At 70.8% G+C, this 18,622-nt stretch carries 18 protein-coding genes; 5 read left to right on the top strand and 13 right to left on the bottom strand.

All coding sequences use genetic code 11. The features are described from left to right. Nucleotides 1-105: 105 nt before the first annotated feature. Complete coding sequence (locus ACWDR3_RS22515) at nt 106-726, bottom strand: L-threonylcarbamoyladenylate synthase (protein ID WP_185146275.1); 621 nt, start codon at nt 724-726, stop codon at nt 106-108. Between the two features lie 158 nt (nt 727-884). Here ACWDR3_RS22515 and ACWDR3_RS22510 point away from each other — a divergent pair, with 158 nt between their 5' ends. Continuing rightward, the gene (locus tag ACWDR3_RS22510; protein WP_450354344.1) at nt 885-2,414 is read left to right on the top strand and encodes a helix-turn-helix domain-containing protein; all 1,530 of its coding nucleotides are present in this window, start codon (nt 885-887) and stop codon (nt 2,412-2,414) included. Between the two features lie 136 nt (nt 2,415-2,550). Here ACWDR3_RS22510 and ACWDR3_RS22505 read toward each other — a convergent pair whose 3' ends face one another. The 9 genes from ACWDR3_RS22505 to ACWDR3_RS22465 all read right to left on the bottom strand — a co-directional run bounded on the left by ACWDR3_RS22505 (nt 2,551) and on the right by ACWDR3_RS22465 (nt 11,029). Further along, nucleotides 2,551-3,783 carry a cytochrome P450 family protein gene (locus tag ACWDR3_RS22505; RefSeq protein WP_450354305.1) on the bottom strand — a complete coding sequence of 411 codons (1,233 nt, stop codon included), beginning with the start codon at nt 3,781-3,783 and terminating at the stop codon, nt 2,551-2,553. Then, on the bottom strand, nt 3,780-5,018 hold the full coding sequence (locus ACWDR3_RS22500) for a cytochrome P450 (RefSeq protein WP_450354304.1): 1,239 nt from the start codon (nt 5,016-5,018) through the stop codon (nt 3,780-3,782). The genes ACWDR3_RS22505 and ACWDR3_RS22500 overlap by 4 nt, the downstream gene beginning before the upstream one ends. After that, nucleotides 5,015-5,620 (bottom strand): GTP-binding protein, encoded by a 606-nt coding sequence (locus ACWDR3_RS22495; RefSeq protein WP_450354303.1) that lies wholly within the window; start codon nt 5,618-5,620, stop codon nt 5,015-5,017. The genes ACWDR3_RS22500 and ACWDR3_RS22495 overlap by 4 nt, the downstream gene beginning before the upstream one ends. Further along, nucleotides 5,595-5,954 carry a DUF742 domain-containing protein gene (locus tag ACWDR3_RS22490; protein WP_450354302.1) on the bottom strand — a complete coding sequence of 120 codons (360 nt, stop codon included), beginning with the start codon at nt 5,952-5,954 and terminating at the stop codon, nt 5,595-5,597. Before ACWDR3_RS22490 ends, ACWDR3_RS22495 begins: the two co-directional genes overlap by 26 nt. After that, nucleotides 5,951-6,373, bottom strand: coding sequence for a roadblock/LC7 domain-containing protein (locus ACWDR3_RS22485; RefSeq protein WP_450354301.1), 423 nt, complete (start codon nt 6,371-6,373; stop codon nt 5,951-5,953). The genes ACWDR3_RS22490 and ACWDR3_RS22485 overlap by 4 nt, the downstream gene beginning before the upstream one ends. Then, entirely contained in the window at nt 6,370-7,740 is a 1,371-nt protein-coding gene (locus ACWDR3_RS22480; RefSeq protein WP_450354300.1) for an ATP-binding protein, read from the bottom strand. Before ACWDR3_RS22480 ends, ACWDR3_RS22485 begins: the two co-directional genes overlap by 4 nt. Before the next feature lie 133 nt (nt 7,741-7,873). Next, nucleotides 7,874-8,890, bottom strand: coding sequence for a hypothetical protein (locus ACWDR3_RS22475; RefSeq protein WP_450354299.1), 1,017 nt, complete (start codon nt 8,888-8,890; stop codon nt 7,874-7,876). 106 nt (nt 8,891-8,996) lie between these two features. Then, the gene (locus ACWDR3_RS22470) at nt 8,997-10,184 is read right to left on the bottom strand and encodes a TetR/AcrR family transcriptional regulator (RefSeq protein ID WP_450354297.1); all 1,188 of its coding nucleotides are present in this window, start codon (nt 10,182-10,184) and stop codon (nt 8,997-8,999) included. Next, a complete protein-coding gene (locus tag ACWDR3_RS22465) occupies nt 10,181-11,029 on the bottom strand; it encodes an enoyl-CoA hydratase-related protein (RefSeq protein WP_450354295.1) in 849 nt (282 codons plus the stop codon). Before ACWDR3_RS22465 ends, ACWDR3_RS22470 begins: the two co-directional genes overlap by 4 nt. A gap of 123 nt (nt 11,030-11,152) precedes the next feature. On the opposite strand from ACWDR3_RS22465, the gene ACWDR3_RS22460 reads away from it, so the two are divergent. Together ACWDR3_RS22460 and ACWDR3_RS22455 are read left to right on the top strand one after the other, a co-directional pair. After that, nucleotides 11,153-12,310 carry an acyl-CoA dehydrogenase family protein gene (locus ACWDR3_RS22460; RefSeq protein ID WP_450354294.1) on the top strand — a complete coding sequence of 386 codons (1,158 nt, stop codon included), beginning with the start codon at nt 11,153-11,155 and terminating at the stop codon, nt 12,308-12,310. Between the two features lie 99 nt (nt 12,311-12,409). Next, entirely contained in the window at nt 12,410-12,562 is a 153-nt protein-coding gene (locus ACWDR3_RS22455) for a hypothetical protein (RefSeq protein ID WP_450354293.1), read from the top strand. A gap of 163 nt (nt 12,563-12,725) precedes the next feature. Here the strand turns inward: ACWDR3_RS22455 and ACWDR3_RS22450 are convergent, their stop codons facing one another. The 3 genes from ACWDR3_RS22450 to ACWDR3_RS22440 all read right to left on the bottom strand — a co-directional run bounded on the left by ACWDR3_RS22450 (nt 12,726) and on the right by ACWDR3_RS22440 (nt 15,669). Next, on the bottom strand, nt 12,726-13,745 hold the full coding sequence (locus ACWDR3_RS22450) for a VOC family protein (RefSeq protein WP_450354292.1): 1,020 nt from the start codon (nt 13,743-13,745) through the stop codon (nt 12,726-12,728). Further along, nucleotides 13,742-14,614 (bottom strand): alpha/beta fold hydrolase, encoded by an 873-nt coding sequence (locus ACWDR3_RS22445; RefSeq protein ID WP_450354291.1) that lies wholly within the window; start codon nt 14,612-14,614, stop codon nt 13,742-13,744. The genes ACWDR3_RS22450 and ACWDR3_RS22445 overlap by 4 nt, the downstream gene beginning before the upstream one ends. Before the next feature lie 425 nt (nt 14,615-15,039). After that, the gene (locus tag ACWDR3_RS22440; RefSeq protein ID WP_450354290.1) at nt 15,040-15,669 is read right to left on the bottom strand and encodes a TetR/AcrR family transcriptional regulator; all 630 of its coding nucleotides are present in this window, start codon (nt 15,667-15,669) and stop codon (nt 15,040-15,042) included. Between the two features lie 469 nt (nt 15,670-16,138). Between ACWDR3_RS22440 and ACWDR3_RS22435 the strand changes: the two genes are divergently transcribed. Together ACWDR3_RS22435 and ACWDR3_RS22430 are read left to right on the top strand one after the other, a co-directional pair. Next, entirely contained in the window at nt 16,139-17,938 is a 1,800-nt protein-coding gene (locus ACWDR3_RS22435) for an AMP-dependent synthetase/ligase (protein ID WP_450354289.1), read from the top strand. Nucleotides 17,939-18,090: 152 nt separating this feature from the next. Next, on the top strand, nt 18,091-18,622 hold a 532-nt coding region (locus ACWDR3_RS22430), incomplete at its 3' end, for an NAD(P)H-dependent flavin oxidoreductase (protein WP_450354347.1).

The following is an 18,622-nucleotide window of genomic DNA, read 5'->3' as shown; positions in this document are numbered from 1 at the left end:
CACTCGGCGGCTGGTGACCGGGCGGCCTGACCGGCCGGGTCATGGTCATCGTTGCACGCAGCATCCACCCGCCCGAGGCGACCCCCGTCCCCGGGGCGAGCGGCCTCACTCGAACCGTGACGTGTCCCCGGCCCCCTTGCGGATGATCTCCGCCTCGCCACCGGAGAAGTCGATGACGGTCGTCGGCTCGGTGCCGCAGTCCCCGGAGTCGACGACCGCGTCCAGCACGTGGTCGAGGCGGTCCTTGATCTCCCAGCCCTGCGTCATCGGCTCCTCCTCGTCGGGCATCAGGAGCGTGCTGGACAGCAGCGGCTCCCCCAACTCGGCGAGCAGGGCCTGGGTGACGACGTGGTCGGGGATGCGCACGCCGACCGTCTTCTTCTTGGGGTGCTGCAGCATGCGCGGCACCTCCTTCGTCGCCGGCAGGATGAAGGTGTAACTGCCCGGCGTGGACGCCTTGATGGCGCGGAACACGTCGTTGTCGATCCGTACGAACTGACCCAGCTGCGCGAAGTCCTGGCACACGAGGGTGAAGTGGTGCCGGTCGTCCAGGTGCCGGATGGTGCGGATCCGGTCGATGCCGTCGCGGCTGCCGAGCCGGCACCCGAGCGCGTAACAGGAGTCGGTCGGGTAGGCGACCAGCCCGTCGGAGCGGATGATGTCGGCGACCTGCGAGATGGTGCGCGGCTGCGGGTTGTCGGGATGCACGTCGAAGTACTTGGCCATTCGTCGAGCTTAGGACCTGTCCGGGCGGCCGGCCGCCGGGGACATCCCGCCGGTCGCAGCCCGCGACCGGCACAGCACCGTGAGGTAACGTCCCCGACCGAAACGCCGAGGTCGATACGGTGAACGAGAAGGACGAGATGAACCGGGAGAAGGCCGAGATGGCAGGCCGAGAGGACGGGAGCCGCCCCGCGGACGGGGCGGACGTCGACGGAACGGCATGGGCGCGGGAACTCCTCGACCACCTGCGACCGGGCGGACGGGATCTGCACAAGGTCGTCGCGTGGCTCGCGGACGCCGTGGCGGGGACCGCCTGCCTGGAGGACGGCGCCGGCAACCTCCTCGCGGGCACCCGGACCCCGCTGGACCGACAACTCGTCACGGACCTCGTCACCGGCCGGATCGCCTCGGCGGCCTGGGAGGACGACGGCCGCCACCAGCGGCTGGTGAGGATCGCGTCCACGGACACCGCGGCGCCGGCCGTGCTCGCCGTCTCCCGCACGACGCCTTTCGACCGGCGGAGCTCGGACATCGTCACCCACACCGCCCAGGTGGTCGAGCTGCTGCTCAGGGCGCGCGGGACGACCGCGGCCGACCGCCGGTTGGCCCGCGCCACCTCCGACCTGCGACTGGCCATCCTGCAACTGCTGATGGTGGAGGACACCGTCTCCGCACGCCGGGTGGCCTCGGGTCTGTGGCCCGGACTCCTCGACACCGACTCCGCGTGCGTGTACGTCCTGGAGGGCCTGGCCGAGGACCGCGACCGGATCGCCGAGGAGTGCCTGGACGCGACGGACGAGCACGCGCTCGTCGTGCGCTGCCCCGCGACGGACGAACACGTCATCGTCGTCACCCCGCGCGACGCCGCGGGCCGGGAGCTGCGGACCGTGATCGACCGGCGGACGAGCACGTTCCTCGGCGGCAGCGCCCCGCACAGCCTCGCCCGCACCGCGACCGCGTACGGCCAGGCCGTCAGCGCCCTCGCCGTCGCCCGCTTCCGCCCGGACAAGCAGGCCGTGTACGCCGAACGCACCCACCCAGAGCGGCTGATGGACCCGGACACCCTGCACGACTGGACGGCCCGGGTCCTGCGCCCGCTGGACACGCTGGCCCACCACACCCGCGCCGAACTCCTCGCCACCACCCGCCTCGGTCTGGAGTTCACCGCCGTGAGCGCCGCGAAGATCCTCGGCGTCAGCCGCAACACCGTCCGCGCCCGCATGGAGCGCGTGGAGGCGCTGCTGGGCGCCGACTTCACCGGCCTCACCGTCCGCGCCGTCGTCCACCTTGCCCTCAACTCCCGGGCCGCCCTGGCCGACGAGCCGTGGCCGCCCCCCTCCGCCACGGAGGGCGACCGCCTCGGCGACCTGCTCGCCGGACCGGCTCTACGCGCGTGGGCGCACGACCTGCTCGGCCGCCTGGACCCGGACGCCCGCGACCTGCGCCGCACCTTGCGCGCCTGGATCGCCGCCGGCGGCAACGCCGAGCGGGCCGCCCACGCGCTGGGCATGCACCCGCAGACGGTCCGCGACCACGTACGCAGCGCCGAACCCGTCCTGGAACGCCAGTTGCTGGCCGGTGGCAGCGATCTCTACGAGGTCGTCCTCGCCCATCTGGCCCTCGGCGATCTCGGACCGCCCGCCCTGCACCGGACAGAACCGGACCATCCGGGCTCACCTGTGCACAGGTGAGCCCCGCGGCCGTCGCAGAGGGCATCGGCACGATTCACAACGTATGGGTCCCGCGCGTAAGTTCGACGGACCGCGGGAGGCACGACCGGAACGGGGGACCGGTCGGGCCGCCCGTGTCCCGCTTCCCGGCCCTGTCTCAGGCCCGCAGCCGCACCGGCACTTCCTGCCAGCCGAACGCGATGAACGACGGCACCTGCCGCAACTCCTCGGCGTCCACGGCGAGGTGTACGTCCGGGAAGCGGTCGAAGAACGCGGGCAGGGCGGTCAACGCCTCCACCCGGGCCAGGGGTGCGCCGATGCACCGGTGCACGCCGATGCCGAACGCCATGTGGTCGTCCGCCCCGCGCGCCGCGTCGAAGACAGTCACGTCCGGCCCGTAGTGCGCCGGGTCGAGACCGGCGGCCGCGTAGGTCGTGATGATGGCGTCCCCGGCGGGGATCGTGACGCCGTCGACCGTGATGTCCTCGACGGCGTAGCGCAGCGGCAGCGAGGCGATGGACGGGTGGACCCGCAGTGTCTCGTCGACGACCGCGTCCCAGCCGACCTTCCCGGAGCGCACCGCCGCCAGCTGTTCCGGCTGCCGGAGCAGGGCGACCACCGCGTTGCAGATCAGGTTGACGGTGGTCTCGAAGCCGGCGCCGATGACCAGCAGCAGCGTGTACAGCAGCTCCTCGTCGTCGAGCCGGTCGCCGTCCTCGTCGCGCACCCGGATCAGCTCGGTGGTGAGGTCGTCCCCGGGATGCTCGGTGCGGTGGGCGATCAGCGCGGGCAGCACCGTGCCGATCTGCTGCTGCACGGACTCCGCGTGCGCCGGGGTCGGGTCGGAGGTGTCCATGATGGCCGCGATCATCCGCCCGGTGTCGGCCGTCAACTCCTCGGGCACACCGAACAGTTCGCAGATCATCCGCATCGGCAGGGGATACCCGAGCAGCGCCCGTACGTCGACCGCCTCGCCGTCCGCGCCGGCTGCTGCCAGCGTGTCGAGCAGTTCGGCGGTGATCGCCTCCACCCGGGGCCGCATCGCCTCGGTGCGCCGTTGCGTGAAGCTCGGCGCGACCAGTTTGCGCAGCCGCGCGTGGTCGAGGCCGTAGGTGTTGAGCATGTTGTTCACGCCGACCCAGACCATGATCCAGCCCCAGGAGGGGTGTTGGTCGATCTCGGGCCACAACTTCCAGTGCTGCCGGGGGTCCTTGCTGACCCGCGGATCGAGTATCAGTTCCTTGAGGGTGTCGTAACCGGTCGGCGCCCAGGCCGGGATGCCGCCCGGCAGCTCGACGGGCACGATCGGGCCGAGCGAGCGCAGCCGCTCGATCTCACCGGCGATGTCGGTGCCTAACGGGTCGAGGGCGATGCGGTCGGTCACGGTCATGAGGGATCTCCAGGCTGGTCGGGGGAGCGAGGGGTGAACCGGACGGGCAGTGCGGTGAGCGATCGGTGGAACGGGCCCGGCCGCCAACTGAGTTGCTCGCGCGGCAGGACCGGTTCCAGGTCGGGCAGCCACTGGGTGAGCCGCTCGATCGCCTCCGTGGCGATGAGCAGCGTGTGCTGCTTGACCGGACAGGCGTGTGGGCCCGCCGACCACGACAGATGGGAGGCGTCCTTGGGATGCCGGCCGGTGGTGACCTCCTGTTCGGCGAAGTGCGCGAGCGCCCCGTACGAGATCACCACCGGGACGGCCGCGCGGATCCACGCCCCGTGGAAGGTCAGGGGTTCACGGGCGTAGTGGACGCCGTAGTTGGCGAGCGGGGTCTCGTGGTGCAGCACCTCTACGACCGCGTCCATCACAGGGCGGGCGCCGCCGGTGAGGGTGGAGTAGTACAGGGAGTGGCCCAGGATGCGGGAGAGCGCGTTGGAGACCAGGTTCGCGGTCGGTTCGTGCCCGGCGCCAAGGGTGAGGAAGACCTGCCAGGCGACCTCCTCCGGGGTCAGCTCGGCCGGATGGTCGAGGAGCCAGCTCGGCAGATCGTCGCCGCGCACTGCGGCCTTGGTCTCGATCAGCTCCAGCACATAGCCGCCGAACTCGGCCTCGCCCGCGGCCGCTTGGTCCCCGCCCTCCATCATCTTGCCCAACGCGGCGTTGAGCCGGTCGCTCTGACTGTCCGGCAGCCCGAAGAGGCTGTTGAAGACCAGAGCCATCAGCGGCCGGGCGAACTCGCCCACCAGATCGGCCTCGCCGCGCGGCCCGATCCGGTTCACCAGCAGCCGCACCGCGCGGTGCACCAGCGCCCGCAGCTCGTGCGGCTCGATCCGGTCGAAGGTGTCGATCAGCGAGGCCCGGTAGCGGACGTGCGCCGCGCCGTCGGCGAACAGCGAGTTGGGCCGCCAGCGCATCATGCCGAGCACCGGCGAGTCGTCCGCGACCGTCGACTCCCAGGCCCGCGGGTCGTGCGAGAACGTCTCCTCGTCGTGCAGCAGATCCAGCGCCGCCCGCCGGTCCGTCACCACGTACGCGGGCACACCCGGCGCCAACTCCGCCCAGCCGACCGGACCTTGGGCGCGCAGGGTGTCGTAGTAGCGGTACGGGTCGAGGGCGAAGCCGTCCTCCCACAGGCGCACCGGCGCAGAGAGGTCGAAGTCCTGCTGGTCGGGGGGATAGGTGGTCACCGGTGCTCCGAGGGGTCGCGGTCGATGAGGTGGTGGACCAGGGCGAGCAGCGCGTCGAGGGACGAGGCGGAATCACGCGCGTCGCACGTCACCATCGGCGTCGTCGGGTCCAGGTCGAGCGCGGCCCGCAACCGTTCGTCCGTGTGGTGGCGGGGCGAGTCGGGAAAGGCGTTGATGGCGACCGCGTACGGCAGTCCCGTGTCCTCCATCAGCTCCAGCACGTCGAACGACGCGTCGATCCGCCGGCTGTCGACCAGCACGAGCGCCCCCAGCGCCCCGTACGCGATGTCGTCCCACAGCGCGCGGAACCGCTCCTGCCCGGGGGTGCCGAACAGATAGAGCACGACTCCGTCCGGCAGGCTGATCCGACCGAAGTCGACGGCGACCGTGGTCGTCGTCTTCTCCCGTACGCCGTCCAGGTCGTCCACCTGTGCGGACGCCTCGGTCAGTTGCTCCTCGGTGTGCAGCGGCCGGATCTCCGACACCGAGTCGATGAGGGTCGTCTTGCCCACCCCGAAGGGACCCGCGACCAGGATCTTCACCAAGTCGCGGGCGGTGTCCGGGAGATGGACCGTGCTAGTGCTTGAGGGCGCGGAGGCCATCGGCCACTCTCTTCAGCAGGTCGGGGTCGAAGCGGTCGGCCGCCGGGATCGGCGCGCGGGACAGCAGCAGGCCCCGGTCGATCAGATCCGCGGCCAGCACCCGCACCGCGGAGACCGGCAGCCGCAGCAGGGCCGCGGCCTCCACCACGGTCAGCGAGCCCTCGCCCAGGACATCCAGCAGGGCGAGCCCGGCCGCGGGCAGTTCGGGCGGTGCGGACGGGCCCGCGGCGGTGAGCATCGACAGCCGTTCCAGGTGCGAGCGGCTGGGGCGGGCCACACCGCCGGTCGACAGATACGCGGGGACCAGGGGGCGGCCGCCACGGCGGCCCGTCATGCCGGCGCGCCGCCGTCGGTCCCTCGGGGCGCCGCGGCCATCGCCTTCTCGCCCAGCTTCGCCACCTGCGAGTGCACCCGGTGCGCCAGCAGATCCAGCCGCACCTCGCCGTCCCCGTACGCGGCCACACAAGTGTCGTGATCCGTGGGCACGATGAGCACGTACCCGAGGTCCGTCTCGATGACCACCTGCCGCACCTCGGCCCGGTCCTGGTCGGCGAAGGCCGCCGCCGCGGTCCGGGCCGCCCCCTGCACGGTGCTGGTGATCGCCGCCACCCGCTCGGCCGAGGCCTGCGACAGCGCGTCCGTGTACCCGGACACCAGCCCGTCCTGGGTCAGCAGCACGGCGGCCACCACATGCGGTACCTGCAGGATCGGATCGAGCACCCACGCGTGCTCGCCGGCTTGGCGGCTGGTCATCTGGCCGCTCCCCCTTCGAAATCGGTCTGATCGGTGTCGTCCCCGGCCCGCGCCGCCGCGGTACCGGACTGCAGCGCGCCGAGCGCCGCGGCCGAGTCCGCCGGTCGCCGCACCGGCTGTTTCCGCGGAGCCTCGGCCCCCTCGCCCGCCACCCGCACACGGCGGCGGCGCTGCGGCAACTCGCCCGGTTCACGCGGGCCTTGATGCCCCGATACGGCGGTGGAGGCGCCGTCGTCCCCCTCGGCGCCGAACCCGTGCGCGGCGACGGACACCGCGGGACCACCCGCCGCCGGCTTGCGCGTCGAGCGCGGCGCACTGGCCGCCGGCGGCCGCTCGACCGGGTCGACATGGCTCAGCAGATGGCTCTCGACCCGCAGGACCGCGCGCACGCCCCCGTACGCGGAGGGCGAGGACACGTCGACGCCCAGGTCGAACTGCCGGGTCAGCTGGCCGATCGCGGCGAATCCCATGCGCGGCGGATCGCCGAGGTCGGTGAGCAGGACGGGTTCGGATCCGGCCACCAGCCGCTGGGCGCGGGCGCGTTCGTCCTGGGTCATGCCGACGCCCGCGTCGTCGATGGTGACGCAGACGCCGTGGTGCACCCGCTCCAGGTTGACCACGACGTCGGTGTCGGGCGCGGAGTGCCTGAGCGCGTTGTCCAGCAGCTCGGCCACGATGATCGCGACCGGCTCCACCGCGTGCGACACCAACGCGGTGCCCGCTTCCAAGTGGTTGTTGACGCGCACCCGGTGGTAGCCCGAGAGCCGGGCCTGACCGCCGGTCACCGCGTCCACCAGATGCGACTCCTCGCGGGCAAGGCCCACCCACGCCCCGCACACCACTGCGGCCACCTGGGCGCGCCGCAACGACTGCTCGTTCTCGTGGTCGAGTTGGAAGAGCGTCTGCGTCAACTCCGGGTCGTCGTACTCCTGTTGCAGCTTCCGCAGCGCGTCCTGCAGCCGGTACAGGGCGGCCTGGATCTCCCGGGTGGCACCCCGCATCCCGGCCTGCGCCGCCGCGTCGATGCGGGTGCGCTGTGCGACCAACTCGGCGCGCAGCGACCGCAGGACACTCTCCAGACCGATGCCGAGCGGCGAAGCGGTGGTGCGCGGTTGCAGGGGACCGGGCACCAGCACGTTCGGATGCGTCAACTGCCGGGCGGCGGCGGGCACGCGCTGCGCCGCGAGGTGCTCGACCTCGGAGGTGAACGTCTGCAGTGCGCCGTCGAGTCGGCCGCGCAGCCGGGCGATCTCCGTGCGTTGCTCGGCCAGTCGGCGCCGTGAGCGCAGCAGTGCGCTGCCGAGGGCCAGTGCGGACAGTGTGCCGAGGGCGAGACCGCCGGCGGCCAGGTCCGGTAATTCGATCATCGAATCGGTTCCAGGGGGAAGTCGGGCAGGGGCGAGTCCGCGTCCCCTCGGGGAGGCATGCGCAGCACAGTACACACAGAATCGTGCAGAATTTCGATGGTTGACGCTTTGATCAGGCCCTTTTGCGAGGTAGCTAGAAAAGGCCGGCCGAGGTGCCCCGCGTGAGGTTTTCGAGGATCGTGCGCAGCCACGGGTCGCGCACGGCCGGGAGCCGGACCAAGGTGTGCCGGAACGTTCCCGGATCGGCCCGGAACAGGCAGTGGGGGAGCAGCGGGGGCGGGTCGTCGCGGAGGACGTCTCGGGGCAGGCGGCCCGTCGCGGGGACCGGCAAGGAGGGCTGGGGAGAGACCAGCCACAGCCACACCCCCAGCGGCAGAGGCACCAGGTATGCGGACGCGCTCGGGCCGGCGGGGGCCCAGGTCCGACCCGTCTGGGGGTGGACCGGTACGAGCAGGATGTCGACGCCCGCGGCAGGGGAGGGCCGTCCCGGTCCGGCCAGGACGGCGTGCCGCTTCGGTGGACCCGCGGGCAGCAGCGTGTCGAGCGCGCGCTGGAAGATGTCCCCGGTCAGACCGGCCGGAACCTGCACCGGCTGCCCTTGGGAGGCGGCCAGCAGGTGGGCGAGCGCCTGGCCGGCCGCCGCCTCCCACTGCGGACTCCACGACCAGTAGTGGTTCGACCCCAACCGTCCTCCCCACGTGGCGATCGGCTCGAACGGGGGCGTTCTCTCCCCGTCCTCGGCCAGCTCCGCCCAGGAGAGGGGCGCGGCATGGACACCGTCGACGGGGATGCGACGCACGGCGTCCGGGCCGAGCCACACCGCCTGCCAGAGCGAGCAGTCGTCGACTCTGGTCGCCACGGGAAGGTCACAGGCCTCGCAGGCCAGGTTGGGACCGTCGACTCCGTCGAGGCCGCAGCAGGCGGTGCCGCGCCGCTCAGGAATCAGCCGGGTTCCACGGATGTCACCGGGCGCGATGACACTCGCCCCGGGCGTGCTGTCGTCCGGGTCCACGGCGAACGTCCCTGACCGCATGAGTACCGGAAGCTGGATCCCGTTCCCGTACAGCTGATGAGCGTGGACCGGCAGTGCGACCTGGGACAGCGGGGTGGTCAACTCGCTGCCGCAGCCCGCACACACGAAAACGAACAAATATCCTCCGCCCGGGAAACACGCGCATCCTCGCAGTTCGTCGGCGGCCGGCCAACATGTTTTGTCGTCCGTTGGAGCTCGGTGACCGTGGCGCGGGAGACCGGCGCTATCGCTTGGTCAGGACCGCGTGCATGAGGGCGCGAAGCTCCGCCGCCAAGGCCGGGCGAGCGGTGAACTGGCCGGTCTGTGCCAGGTCGTTGACGACGGCGAACGCGGCATGGACGCGGACCTGAATCTCCTTCGGGTCCGGGCTCGGCGCCGCCGCTCCCGTCACCTCCGCCCAGTACGCGGCGAAGGCACGCTGGAAGCGGCGCAGCTCCGTGCGGTCGCGCTCGGGCAGGTTGTGGCCTTCGGCGAAGTAGGCGGCGACCAGGTCCCGGTAGTCCAGCACCGTGTCGACGTAGGAGAGGACCAGCAGGTCGAGAGTGTCGCTCGCGGGCAGCCCGGCCGCCTGCGCGGCGGTGACGTTCTGCCGAAGGCGTTCCCGGATCCGGCTCGCGGCGGTCTGGAGCAGGTCGGTCTTGCCCGCGAAGTGGGTGTAGACGCTGGGCCCGGCCATGCCCGCCGCGGCGCCGATGTGCTCCATGGTCACCGCGTGGAAACCGCGCTCCCGGAAGAGCCGGGCCGACACGGCGAGGAGTTGTTCACGCCGGGCGTCCAGCAGGGACGGGGTGCTCGCGGGGGAGTGCCGTGGTGCGGAGGCAGCGGTGAGGTCGGTCGCCAGGGTGTTCAGGGCGATGGCCGTGAGGAGTTCCTCGAAGGCCGCACGTGGCAGCCGGACGCGGTGGTCGGAGATGCTCCCCAGGACACTGAGCGCCCCCCAGGTGAGCAGAGACGCCTCGGAGGACCCCAACTCGGGCCGCTGGTTCCGTAGCGCGCGGATCAATGGCGTACCGATGCGCACCGCGCGCCTTCTCACCTCGATGGCGTCCTCGGGTGCGAGGTGCCGACGCTCGCGCCGCCAGATCATGCCGAACTCGGGCCGGGCGACGACGAGAGCCGCCAACTGCGCGTAGGCCTCGGGCAGTTCCGGACCTGTGTCGTCGTGGGTGCACCCGTCGAGGACTCGACCGGCCTCGTCGAGGCCGGCGAGCAGGATGTGGGCGAGCACGGCCTGCTTTCCGCGGAAGTGGCGGTAGAGCGCGGGCCCGCTGAGCCCGGCGGCCGCGGCGATGTCCTGGACGGAGACGTTGTGGTAGCCCTCGCGTGCGAAGAGTCCGGCGGCGATCGCCCCCAACTGGTCGCGGCGCGTGGGCTTTCCTGGCCGGGAGACCGCGCCGGTGGGTGGGCTCACTTGTCACCGGCCCATGGCAGGAAGTCCGGGAGACCGTCGTCGATCCGGCCGGGGAACTTCGGCGGCCGGCGTTCCAGGAACGAGGTGACACCTTCCGCGGCGTCCGGGCTGAGCGTCAGGAGGCGCACCAGTTGGGTCTCCAGTTGGTGGGCTCGGTCGGGTGAGTCGAGCGAGGACAGACGATAGATCATCTGCCGGGTGATCGCGACGGCCACCGGGGCGGTGTGCTCGGCGATCTCGTGCGCGAGTGCGTGGGCCGCGTCGATGAGCGCCTCGGGCTCGTGGACGCTGTGCAACAGCCCTGAGTGCAGCGCCTCCTCCGCGCCGAACACCCGCCCGGTGAGCGTCCAGTCGAGAGCGGTGGACAGGCCCACCAGGCGGGGCAGGAACCAGGTGGATCCGCCTTCGGCGACGATGCCGCGCCGGGTGAACGGGAAGCCGAACCTGCTGTCGTGGGCCGCCAGTCGGAAGTCGGCGGCCAGCGGCACGGTCGCGCCGGCGCCCACGGCGGCGCCGTTGAGGGCGGCGATGACGGGCTTGTTCATCGCGAACATGCGGGCGCTGACGCTGCCGGCGGGCTCCAGTTCCAGAGGCGGCAGATCCGCCGCGCCCGCTCCGTCGACGTCGAAGCCGGCCTTGGAGAGGTCGGCGCCGACACAGAAGTCCCGTCCGGCACCGGTGAGGACGACGACCCGGATCTCCTCGTCGGCGTCGGCGCACGCGAAGGCGTCCCGCAGCTCCTGCGCCATGCGAAGGGTGTAGCCGTTGCGCGCCGCGGGGCGGTCGAGCGTGATGGTCGCCACCCGATCGGTCAGCGCATAGCGAATCTGCTGGTAGGAGGACATCTCCAGCCTCTCTTGTTAATCATCCCTAGGTTGATTGTCATCCACTTCCATCCTTGACAGCAAGGTAGGAGATGCAGAAAGTTAATGACCATTAGGACACTACGAAGACTGCGAGGGTGTCGCATGACCACGACGGCATACCGATCCCCATGGCTGACCGACGAGCTGGACGCCGTGCGCGACCTGGCCCGCACCTTCTTCACGAAGGAGGCGGCGCCGCGCGAGGAGGAGTTCGCCCGACAGGGGTTCCCCGCGAAGGAGCTGTGGCGCCGGGCGGGCGAGCTGGGCCTGCTGTGCGTGTCGATCCCGGAGGAGTACGGGGGTGGCGGCGGCACGATCGCCCACGAGATCGTGCTGATCGAGGAGCAGATGAAAGCGGGCGCGGGGGCCATGCCCACGACCGTCCACTCCGGCATCGTGGCCCACTACCTCAACGCCTACGGCACCGAGGAACACAAGCGTCGCTGGCTGCCCCGGATGGCGAGCGGCGAACTGCTCGGCGCGATCGCCATGACCGAACCGGGTACCGGATCCGACCTCCAGGGCATCCAGACCCGGGCGGTCCGCGCGGGTGACGAGTATCTGATCAGCGGCGCGAAGACATTCATCACCAACGGCCACAACGCCGGCCTCGTGATCGTCGCGGCCAAGACCGACCCGAATCAGGGCGCCCGCGGGGTCTCGCTCCTGGTCGCCGAAGTGGATGAGGACACGCCCGGGTTCCAGCGCGGCCGGGTGCTGAAGAAGATCGGCCAGCACAGCACCGACACCGCGGAGCTGTTCTTCGACGAACTGCGCGTCCCGGCGGCGAACCTGCTCGGCCCCCGCGAGGGCCTCGGCTTCACGCAGCTGATGGAGCAACTGCCTCAGGAGCGGCTGCTGGTCGCCGCGCTCGGGCTGACCTGGCTGGAGACCGCCGTGGACATCACGGTCGCCTACACCAAGGAGCGGCAGGCCTTCGGGCGGCCGCTGTTCGAACTGCAGAACACGCGCTTCGAGTTGGCGGACTGCGCCACGACCACGCGCGTGGCCCGAGTCTTCCTCGACGACTGCGTCCAGCGCCACCTGAACGGCGAACTGGACGCCGCCACCGCCTCGATGGCCAAGTACTGGATCACCGACCGGCAGACCGAGGTGGTGGACCGCTGCCTCCAACTGCACGGCGGCTACGGCTACATGGCCGAGTACCCGATCGCCCGGATGTTCACCGACGGCCGGATCCAGCGCATCTACGGCGGAGCCAACGAGGTCATGAAGGAACTTGTCGCCCGCTCGCTGTGAGCGGCCCCCGGCACCGAGATGAGTGACACGGCGGCAGTCGCGCCCACGGACGGACCGATGAGTGCCGGGCAAGGGCATTGCGATGGGGCCACTTCTGGCGTGAACTGCCGCTGGTGTTCCGCGCGCTCGACGCCGACCCGGCAGAGAACCGAGTTCCTGTGCGCGATCCGCGAACTGCAGGCCGCCGTGGACGCCAGGTTCAGCGTCCGTGAGGCGAAGGTGTCGATCGTGGCCGACCTCGGCAGCCTGTGACGCCCGAGCGGTGTGATCGGCGAAGGCCACCTGCGTGAACTCGCCTTGAGCGGGACCGTCCCGTCCGGGCCCCACAGGTCCTCGTCCACGGTTTACGGCCGGGTACTCACACCTCCGGCCCTCGGCGCGGCCGTGGGGCGGCCCGCGCCGGTGGCATGGCGTCTCAGTCGTCGGCGATGCCCGTACCGCTGAGGGCGGGCACGGTGTTCTCCTGGTGAGCCAGGGAGCGGGCGCCGACGCGGAACTGGGCGAGCTTGTCGAGGATGGTCTCGCCGACGGGGAGGTGTCCCCAGATGCTGATGCCCTGATGGGTGCTGGGTTCCCACGTAGCTTCGTCGACGACGATGGGGTTCCAGCCGACCTCCCAGTCGAAGCCGGAGGGGGTGCGGGCGTAGTAGGAGAGTTCACGGTCGTTGGTGTGCTGGCCGACGGTCAGTGAGCCGAAGCCCATTTCGTGGACGCGCTGATAGCTCTGGGCGACGTCGTCGAGGGTGGCGGCCTGGATGTTGAGGTGCTGCACACGGGTGCGGATCGGGTCGATCGGCAGCCGGAGGGCGTTGCCCACCGCGATGGTGTGGTGGCGTTCGTTGACGCGCAGGAAGCGGATCTTGACTTTGAGGCCGCTCATGGTCTCGTCGATGTAGTCGCTCAGGCGGGCGTCGAAGACGGTGTTGAAGTAACTGCGGATCTGCGTCGGCCTGGTGGAGGTCAGGGCGATGTGTCCGATGCCGGCATCGCCGGTGACGAAACCGGAGGCGAGCATGCGCAGGGGCTCGGCGGACTTCACCGGGGTGGTGTAGATCTCCTGCGTGATGCCCTTGGGTCCCGGGAAGCGCAGCAGGCGTTCGACGCCGCGCAGGGCGGCTTCCTCGTCGGTTCCGACGACGAGGGGCACGCCGTGGGCGCGTATGCGGGCCTCGATCTGTTCGAACGAGACGTGGTCGTCGATGTGCCAGCCGGTGGTGACGACGTCCTCGGCGGGGCCGCGCCGCAGCAGGAAGCGGCACTCCTGGTCGTCGATGCGGAAGCGCATCAGGTCGCGGGAGAGCTCGTCGTGATGCATGCCGATGGCGTCGACGCCGAAGCGGCGCCAGTCGGCGAAGCGGTTGGTCTCGATGATCATGTAGCCGAGGTGGACGGCTCCGAAGACCGACGGGGCGTCGGGCCCCTCGTACGTGTTCATCGGTGGCCTCCCAGGAAGTCGGAGCAGAGACGGTTGAACAGGTCGGCCTGCTCGAACTGCACCCAGTGCCCGGTGTTGGCCACCATGTACAGGTCGCAGTTGGGCATGCGGTCGGCCAGCATGCGCGCACCGGAGGGACGGTTGACCTTGTCCTCGGCACCCCACAGCACAAGGGTGGGCACGGACAGCCGGCTCAGGCGCGGGTCTCGGGTGAAGTCCATCTTCAACAGGGCGCGCAGTGCTCCCCGCCCGGAGGGAAGCCTGGTGGGCGGAGAGGCGACGACCTCAGGGTCGATGCTGGCCTGGTAGCGGTCTTCGATGGCGGATTCCGGGACGGCGGCGGCGTTGAAGACGAGGTAGTCGCGGATGAACGTCTCCAGCTTCTGCCGGGAAGGTCCCTCGCCGGTGTAGTAGCCGAGCAGGCTCCTGGCGCCGCGAGTGGGCAGGGTGCGGCTGGTGCCGATGCCGGCGGGGCCCATCAGCAGCATGCGGTCGACCCGGTGGGGAGTGTCCAGGGCCAGGCGCAGGGCACAGGCGCCGCCGTAGGAGTTGCCGACCAAGTGGGCCTTGTCCAGGCCGAGTTCGTCCAGCAGGCCGCGGATGTGGCGGGAGAGGTACCCGACGGGGTCGGCGCTGTCGACGCCCTTGCTGCTGCGGCCGTAGCCGGGCATGTCGGGCACGATGACCCGGTACCTCTCGGCCAACGCGGCGATGTTGCGCGTGTAGTTGGAGACACCGGCGGCGCCGGGGCCGCCGCCGTGCAGCATCACCACCGGTGGTCCGTCGCCCGTCTCCGCGACGAAGATCTTCTTTCCGTCGACGTCATACGTCGTCTCCTGCATCGTCGGCAGGCCGGTCGGCGCGGTCATGTCGTTCCTCGCTTTGCGGTGATGGTCGGGTCGGCGAAGGGGCGTTGGCGGGGGAGAGACCTGTAGGCGCCGCGTTGTACGAGGCGATCACGGCGACCGCACAGCGGTGGGCTCGATGCCCTTGCGGCCGGACTCTGGGTTATGGGGCGGTCTCGATGTGGAGCCTCGATGCGCTTCAGAGCAACGAGGCGCTCCACATGTCCGCGACCGGTGCGCGGGCTCAGGTGCCGCCGCGGCGGGCGTGGGCGGGATGCTCGCGGTGCCGCCGGGGTCGTATTCGGAACCTAACACGTTATTGGCGACCCGACAATAGGCGGCGTGAAGGGTCGACGGGAGAGCCTGAGCGCGCGGGGTTCCGTGCCTCGGGACGTCCTGTACGCAGGGGGTACGTCGAAATCCGCGGAGTTACTTCGGCCCGCGTGCCGTCACTTCCCGCGGCTCTCCGGCCCGAACTCCGTGATGATCAGCAGGAGGGTGCGCTCAAGGAGGGTGAACGTCTGTTCCCGGCTCAGGGTGCCGCGGTTGAGCCACTCGTTGGTCGCGGACCGTGTCATCGCGGCGAACGCCCGGCACATGCCGCGCAGCGGTTCGTCCGACTCGGTGCCCGGGTCGATGCCGAGCGCGCGCAGGGTCTGGTCGACGGTCACCTCCTCCGCCTCCCGCATGACGGCGTCGACGTCGGGGTCATGGCCGTGCGACAGCGCGTCGACGGTGACGAGCCACATGCCGCGGTTGCGGTCGACGACGCTGAGGAAGCGGTCGACGACGCCGTTCACCCGCTCCTCCAGCGTGCCCTTGGGCAGCCGCTCCAGCACGTAGTCGGGCACGGCGACCATCTCGCGCAGCACTTCCAGGTACAGCTCGCGCTTGCCGCCGAAGTAGTGGTTGACCAGGCCACGGGTGACGCCGGCCTCGCGTGCGATGTCCGCCAGTGACACCGCGCCGTAGGGCTTCTCGCCGAAGGCGCGCCGTGCGCAGGCGATGATCTGGCCGCGGCGGGCTTCCGGCTCCATCCGGATCCGTGGCCGGTCTTCGGCGGAGGAAGAGGCTGTCATCGCCGCATCTTTTCACGGTCCTGGTCTAGGGCGTACGTGGTCGCGGGCGTCGGGTCAGCGCCTCGCTCGCCCTCGCCGGGCCGGAACGCCCTGCGTGTTCGGTGAGGCGGTGCGGGTCGAGGGGAAGCGCGCGCCGAGGTCGGCGTGGAGCTCGTGGCCGCCGATGGAGTTGCAGGTGAGCGAGACGGGGCCGCTGTCAGGGTATCGCCGCCGCCTCTTATTGGCGACCCGTCAATAAACTGGAGCGAAATTGCCCGGCTACTATTGACGGGTCACCAATAGTGAGGCGACAGTGTTGCCACGTCCGCCGCCCGGCGTGTGCGCCGCGACATCGGGAGTCGCGGAGAGTCGGCCCGCCGCGCCGCTACGTGAAGAAGTCCGCTGGTGTCTCACGGCCGCGGCCCCGCCGCCTCGCTCGGCGCCCGCACGAGACAAGCCCGTTCCCCTACAGCGAAGGAGCTGCCTGGTGATGCCGACCAAACCCCGGACGTTCTGTGAGGCGTTCCAGCGGACCGCCGCGCGCCAGGCCGGCCAGGTCGCCCTGCGTACCGTCGGAGACACGAAGACCCTGCTCTGGTCGGAGTACGCCGACCGCGTCCGGGCACTTGCCGAGGGGCTGACGGCTCTCGGTGTGCGCCGCGGCGACACGGTCGCGCTCATGCTGCGCAACCGGCCCGAGTTCCACGTCGCCGACACGGCCCTCCTCCATCTGGGGGCGATCCCGTTCTCGGTCTACAACACCTCCTCGCCCCAGCAGGTCGCGCATCTGCTCAGGGACTCGCGGGCCCGTGTGGTGATCACGGAGGAGTGCTTCCTGGCCGTGCTCGACCGTCCCGCTCGCGCGGTGGACGCGACGGTCGTCACCGTCGACGGCGCCTTCCCCGGGACCCTGTCCCTGGACGACGTCTCCGCCCGCACGGTGCCGGGCTTCGACTTCGAGGCGATCTGGGGCTCGGTGCGTCCGGACGACGTACTCACGCTGATCTACACCTCCGGTACGACCGGGCAGCCCAAGGGCGTCGAGATCACGCACCAGGCCGAACTCGCCCTGTGCGCGGCCTCGAACGAGCGGCTCGGTATCACCGCCTTCGACCGGATGATCTCCTTCCTGCCCTCCGCGCACATGGCCGACCGCTGGTCCTCGCACTACACGCAGATGACCGCGGGAACCGAGCTGACGACCGTCGGCAAGCCCCGTGACATCGCCGCCGCCCTGGCCGACGTCCATCCTCAGGTCTTCGGAGCGGTGCCGCAGATCTGGCAACGCCTCTACAACGGCCTGCGAGCGGCACTGGAGCAGGCCGCAGAACGTGAACCCGACGAGGCACGCCGACAGGCGCTGTCCGGGGCCCCCGGTCTCGGTCTGCGTTACGCCGAGGCCGCCGAGGACGGCCGGCTCACCGCCGAACTCGCCGACCGCTGGGCGGCGTTGGACTCCGAGGTGCTGGCACCGCTGCGGGAGCGGTTCGGCCTGGACCGGCTGCGGGTGGCGGCCTCGGGTGCCGCGCCGATCGCGTCGAACCTGCTGCTGAACCTGCGCGGCCTGGGCATCCCGGTGAGCAGTGGCCTCGGCATGTCCGAGCTGTCGGGGATGGTGACCTACTCGCCTCCCGGTGAGGCCCCCGTGGCTTCGGTGGGCCGTCTGGTGTCGGGAGTGGAAGCGTCGATCGCCGAGGACGGCGAGCTGCTGGTCCGCGGCGAGATCGTCATGCGCGGATACCGAGGCGCCCCCGAGAGGACCGCCGCCGCGTTCACCGCCGGGGGCTGGCTGCGGACCGGCGATGTCGCCACCATCGACCCGGACGGCGCGATCACCCTGGTGGACCGCAAGAAGGACCTGATGATCAGCACGGGCGGCAAGAACCTGTCGCCGGCCGCCATCGAGGGAGCCGTCCTCTCCCACTCCCCGCTGCTCGCGCACGCGGTGGTGATCGGCGATGCCCGCCCCTTCGTGACCGCGCTGCTGGTGCCCGATCCCGATGCGGTCACAGCCTTTGCTGTACGCCACGGTCTGGACGGAGAACCTGCCGAACTGTGCCGGCATCTCGTGGTCCGTGCGGCAATCGAGACGGGGTTGACCGCGGCGAACGCCGTCCTGTCCCGGCCCGAACAGGTCCGTGCCCACATCGTGTTGGCCGAGGACTGGCAGCCCGGCAGTGAGTTCGTCACCCACACCCGCAAGACGCGCCGCGGGCCGATCCATGAGCACTACGCCACGCAGATCGAGGCGATGTACGCCGAGCACACCGCGGCCAGCGGTACGGCCTGATCCGTACAGGACCGTGGACGGAGGACTCTGTGTGCGGCCCGGGACCCCTCATGATCCACATTGTCAGTCCGCACCTGCGCCCGGAACCCGACGGCCGACGCAGAGTGCCGAGCCCTCCACAGGGCTGACCCCAACCCCCTGAAGGACTCGTCATGCCGTTGCCCCCTGTTCTCTCCCTGCCCCTCACGCTTCCCGTCGTGGGCTCGCCGCTGTTCATCGCCTCCGGCCCCGAGCTGGTCATCGCCCAGTGCCAGGCCGGGATCATCGGTTCGTTTCCGGCCCTCAACGCTCGGCCCGCCTCGCTCCTGTCCGACTGGATCGAGCGCATCACCGAGGAGAACGCGTCCTACGCGGCCGCGCACCCGCAGGCCGTCGTCGCCCCCTTCGCGGTGAACCAGATCGTGCACCGCTCCAACGACCGCCTCGATCACGACATGGACGTGATCGTGAAGCACCAGGTGCCGATCGTCATCACGTCGCTCGGTGCGCGGCCGGAGATCAACGAGGCCGTGCACTCCTACGGAGGCGTCGTGCTCCACGACGTCATCAGCAACGAGTTCGCGCACAAGGCCATCGAAAAGGGTGCCGACGGTGTGAGCCGGTCGGCGATCTCGCGCAGCACACCGTCCTGGCGGGCCCCGCGCCGGTCGATCTTGTTCACGAACAGCAGGGTCGGGATGCGCA

The organism is Streptomyces sp. NPDC001002 (assembly GCF_053599215.1).
This window is presented reverse-complemented; position numbering and strand designations above follow the sequence as displayed.